We start from the raw sequence: 4,327 nt of genomic DNA, 5'->3' as shown, positions 1-4,327 counted from the left end.
CCTACCGAAACTGGTCTAAACTAACTATGTCATTCTACCACAAATATAGTCTGTCTACTTACGCCGAGCTGTACTAGCTAATCTCCCACAATTTTTTACTGTTACCCCACCTGTAAGGTGCGCTGGGCGCACCCTACCAACTTAACAGCCAGAGAGAGGACTGAAGTCCTCACTACGAACAAAGGAATGATTAATCATCCACTCCTGCAATCGGCGCAAAACCTTGCCGCTGAATATTTTCAGTTATGGTGCGGGGTTCGAGGAATTGCAGCAAATAATCCGGGCCACCTGCTTTAGAACCAACTCCCGAAAGTTTGAATCCTCCGAAGGGTTGCCGCGATACCACAGCCCCGGTAATTCCGCGATTGATGTACAGGTTTCCGACTTCAAAATCGGATGCTGCTCGATCGATATGCGAAGGCGTGCGAGAATACAATCCGCCGGTTAAAGCAAAATTCGTGCCGTTAGCAATAGCAATCGCTTCGCTGAAATTATGAGCCCGAATCACCGACAAAACCGGGCCGAAAATTTCTTCTTGGGCGATAGTTGCTGTGGGCGATACTTCCGTAACAATGACTGGGCCGACAAAATAACCGGTTTCCGGTGCCGGCATTTCTAAAGCTATTTTAGCTTCGGCGCGACCTTTTTCGATGTATTCGCGGATGCGCGACTGGGCATTTGCATCGATCACAGGGCCGACTTGAGTGCCGGGATTTTCTGCAGGACCGACATTGAGCGATCGCGTCGCTTCTACCAATCTTGCGACAAAATTATCGTACACTGATTCGACCACAATTACTCGCGAACAAGCGGAACATTTTTGGCCGCTGTATCCAAATGCCGAATAAACTACGCCTGCAACTGCTTGGTCTAAATCCGCACTTTCATCGACAATAATTGCATTCTTGCCGCCCATTTCAGCAATTACTCGTTTCAGGTGTTTTTGTCCAGGCTGCAAAATCGCAGCATCGGCATAAATCTGACAGCCCACTTCCTGAGAACCAGTGAAAGTAATCATGTGAACGTCAGGATGTTTCACCATGTAAGCACCGACGGTTGAACCTTTGCAAGGCACGTATTGAAATACGCCTTTGGGGATTCCGGCTTCTAGCAATATTTCAGCTATTTTCGCTGCAATTACTGAGGAAACTTCCGCAGGTTTGAGCAAAGTACAATTTCCAGCAACTAGGGATGCAACTGTCATGCCGACGGGAATTGCGAGGGGGAAATTCCACGGCGAAATGATTAAAGAAATGCCGCGTGGCTGATAGCTATAACGGTTAGTTTCTCCGGGGATGTCGTAATTTTTACCTTGTTCTAACCGTTCCATTTCGTCGGCGTAGTAGCGGCAAAAATCAATAGCTTCGGAGACTTCGGCATCGCATTCTCTGACGGGTTTGCCGACTTCAAACACCATCCAAGCTGACAGTTCGTGCCGCCGCTGTTCCATCAATTCTGCGGCTTTGCGGAGGACGCCGGCGCGCTGGCGGACGGGGGTTTTTCGCCAACTGGTGGAGGCTGCTTTTGCTGCTTCCAGGGCTTGTTTTGCCTGTTCTTCGGAAAGCAATCCGATGTTGCCAACTACTTCTGTGGGATTGGAAGGGTTGAGGGAATTAACTGTTGCTTCAGTATTTTGGTACTCGCCATTGATTAGGGGTAAATAGGTTTTACCTAAGTTAGCCCGCACTGATTTGATGGCTGTTTCTGCTTGTTGCCGCAATTTGGTATTAGCGTAGTCGGTATCGGCAACGTTGGGAAATACTTTGCTGTAAACTAGCTGGTCATTTCCGTTAGCAACGGGCGCGGCTAACAATTGTTCGATCGGCATTTCTTCGGAACTTTGCCGGATGAAAGAACTGTTGGCGGTATTTTCCAGCAAACGGCGGATCAAATAAGCCATTCCCGGCAGCAAATCGCCGTAGGGACAGTAGACTCGGACGCGATAACCTCGATCGACCAAAAGCTTAGCCAATTTGTCGCCCATGCCATACAGCACTTGCATTTCAAAGCGGCGGCGCGGTATATTGAGAGTTTCGGCAATGGCGATCGCCCTTGCTTGCGATCGTACATTATGACTGCCAATAGCTGCATACAAATATTCGTGATTTTCGAGCAGCAACTGCGTCATCTGCTCGAAATTTGCATCGGTAGTAACTTTGTCATTGTAGACCGGCTGCGGCCAATCTTTCTGCATCGCTTTGATAGTTTCCTGATCCCAGTAAGCGCCTTTTACCAGCCGCACTGTCACCGGATTTCCGCGTTTTTTTGCCCAGGCAATAAGACCTTGCAAATCTTGAGCACTGTCGCGCAAATATGCTTGCAATGTAATTCCAATATCCGTGCGACTGCGAAACTCTTCCTCTAACAATAAGTCTTTGAGAATGCTCAGAGTTAAACTCTTGTAAGCATACTGTTCCATATCGAAATGAACAGCCGCGCCCAATTCCTTCGCGCGGCGCAGTAACAGGCGAATTCTCTCGCTTACTTTCTCCTCGCTACCTTTAGCATCCAAAGGGTCAAACTGAGAATAAAAAGCCGTTAACTTTACCGATACTTGCACTCGCGGCAAAGTTTCATCATCAGCTTTGTCAATTGCATCTACCTGCGACCAATTTTTTGCTGCCTTCGCCAGCTCCTCCATCAATTCCAAATAGCGGTTAAGATAAATTTGCGCCTCAGTTTCAGTGATGACAGCTTCCCCCAAAAGGTCAACTGTAAAACCCATTTTATCCTTGCGAAGCCGCTCTAAAGTTTTAACTACCTGCTTGATATTTTCCCCAGAAATATACTTGTGCGCCAAAGTTTCCACCGCAGGCGCAACCGTTGTCGCAGCCAATTGTCCAGGAATCGAATCAGCGTTAGTAAAATTGAGCAATTTTTTCAAAGCTTCGGGCAATTCTACCTCTTGGGCGGTCAGGTATTCTTGGAGGTGGCGGGCAATTTCCGGCTTGCTGCGGAGTGCCGGCAAACAGTCAATGAATCGAAACAATTGCACCCGCAGTCCGGGGCTAGCCATCGCCCAATCCATTAGTTTGTCGTCCCAGCGCATTTGGTCTTGGAGTTGACCGAAAAAAGATCGCTTTTTGTCTTGAGTTGCCTTCAGGATTTCTTTGGCAATTTCTTGGGTTTTTGCTTCGTAGATGCTTGGAGATATTTGTGCAACCATTGGTAATTAGTAATGGGTAATTTGTAATTGGCAACCAGGGCGGGTTTATGTATTGTGTAACTACCCCCTGATACAATTATAGTTGCTATTTGACTTCAATTTTAACTTGGTAGTTTGCTTGGCGATCGCCTGAAATTTCAATGGTATAATCGCCGCTACTGGCTAGTTGACCTTGCCACTGACCTGTGCTATCAGCAGTACCTAAATTTTGACCGTTAGGAGCAATAATTGCTGCGCTAACTTGACCTTCTTGAACCTTTATTGTCATGCTTTGGCCGCTATTGCACTCCAGTAAGTAGCGCCTGGATATGTTGGCTCGCAAACTATTGCTCAGAGTAGTTCCCGTAGCACCGGCTTGAAAGTAAACTCGCTCGGTTACAGGGGTTTCAACCGCAGCGGGAGTTGGAGTTGGAGAAGGCAACGGCAAAGGAGAAGGCAACGGCGAAGCAAGTTGCGGAACACCAGACAGAGAGGGGATTTGAGTGGGACGGGGCGACGGAGGGAATGTGGCGGGCCGTCCATTTTCAGGGGCTAGGGGAAGTCCGGGCCGACGGTTGACGGGCGCTGTGGCGACAGGCGGAGGGCTTTCGGGGAGGGGTACGTCAGCGGGTAGTTTGATTTGAAGGTTCGCTCTTTCCTGATACATTCTCCACGCTAGCAAACTGCCGAGACTAAGGACGGAACCGACTAAGATTCCGCTGAGAAAAACTGCTAAGATTTGCCACGAGCGAGCTGGTTTGGGTTCGGGGTTGGCAGTTGGAATTGTTGGAGGCGGATCACTTGTAATTTGAGTTGTTTCCGGCGTACTATCGGCGGTAACGGGAATTGTTTCGGCTGCGTCGATTGGCGCTGAAATATCTTCGGGCGCGCCAATTTCTGCGGTAGTTTCTGCTGATGCGGAAGTTGAATCAGCCCTGGCAATTTCACTGCGCTCGAACTCATCGCTGCTAGGGGAAATTATTTCCGGGTGCTGAGTCAAAATTTGTTTTTTTTCCTGTTCGTCGCTCATGGGGCTAAAATTATTTTACAAAGACCGCTTTTAGACATTTTACGTTACTGGTGCGATCGCCTGCACTGAAATTATCTAGCAGAATGAAGAAAGCACGACACTGATTTTGACACGGATACACGCATCTTGCCTGTTCATAAAAATGGTACTTG

Annotated in this window: 2 protein-coding genes; both read right to left on the bottom strand. The window is 48.3% G+C overall.

Translation table 11 applies throughout. The features are described from left to right. Positions 1-190 precede the first annotated feature (190 nt). Complete coding sequence (gene pruA, locus QUB10_RS18140) at positions 191-3,166, bottom strand: L-glutamate gamma-semialdehyde dehydrogenase (protein ID WP_333204247.1); 2,976 nt, start codon at positions 3,164-3,166, stop codon at positions 191-193. Between the two features lie 85 nt (positions 3,167-3,251). After that, the gene (locus QUB10_RS18135; protein ID WP_333204245.1) at positions 3,252-4,175 is read right to left on the bottom strand and encodes a hypothetical protein; all 924 of its coding nucleotides are present in this window, start codon (positions 4,173-4,175) and stop codon (positions 3,252-3,254) included. Positions 4,176-4,327: the final 152 nt, after the last annotated feature.

This window comes from Microcoleus sp. B5-D4 (assembly GCF_036705145.1).
Classification (GTDB): Bacteria; Cyanobacteriota; Cyanobacteriia; order Cyanobacteriales; family Microcoleaceae; genus Microcoleus.
The sequence above is the reverse complement of the archived record's forward strand: the minus strand, read 5'-3'. Positions and strand labels throughout refer to the sequence as shown.

Bases quoted from the DNA above. Each gene is read 5' to 3' on its own strand.
- QUB10_RS18135 (WP_333204245.1), bottom strand. From the start codon at position 4,175: ATGAGCGACGAACAGGAAAAAAAACAAATTTTGACTCAGCACCCGGAA.
- pruA (WP_333204247.1), bottom strand. From the start codon at position 3,166: ATGGTTGCACAAATATCTCCAAGCATCTACGAAGCAAAAACCCAAGAA.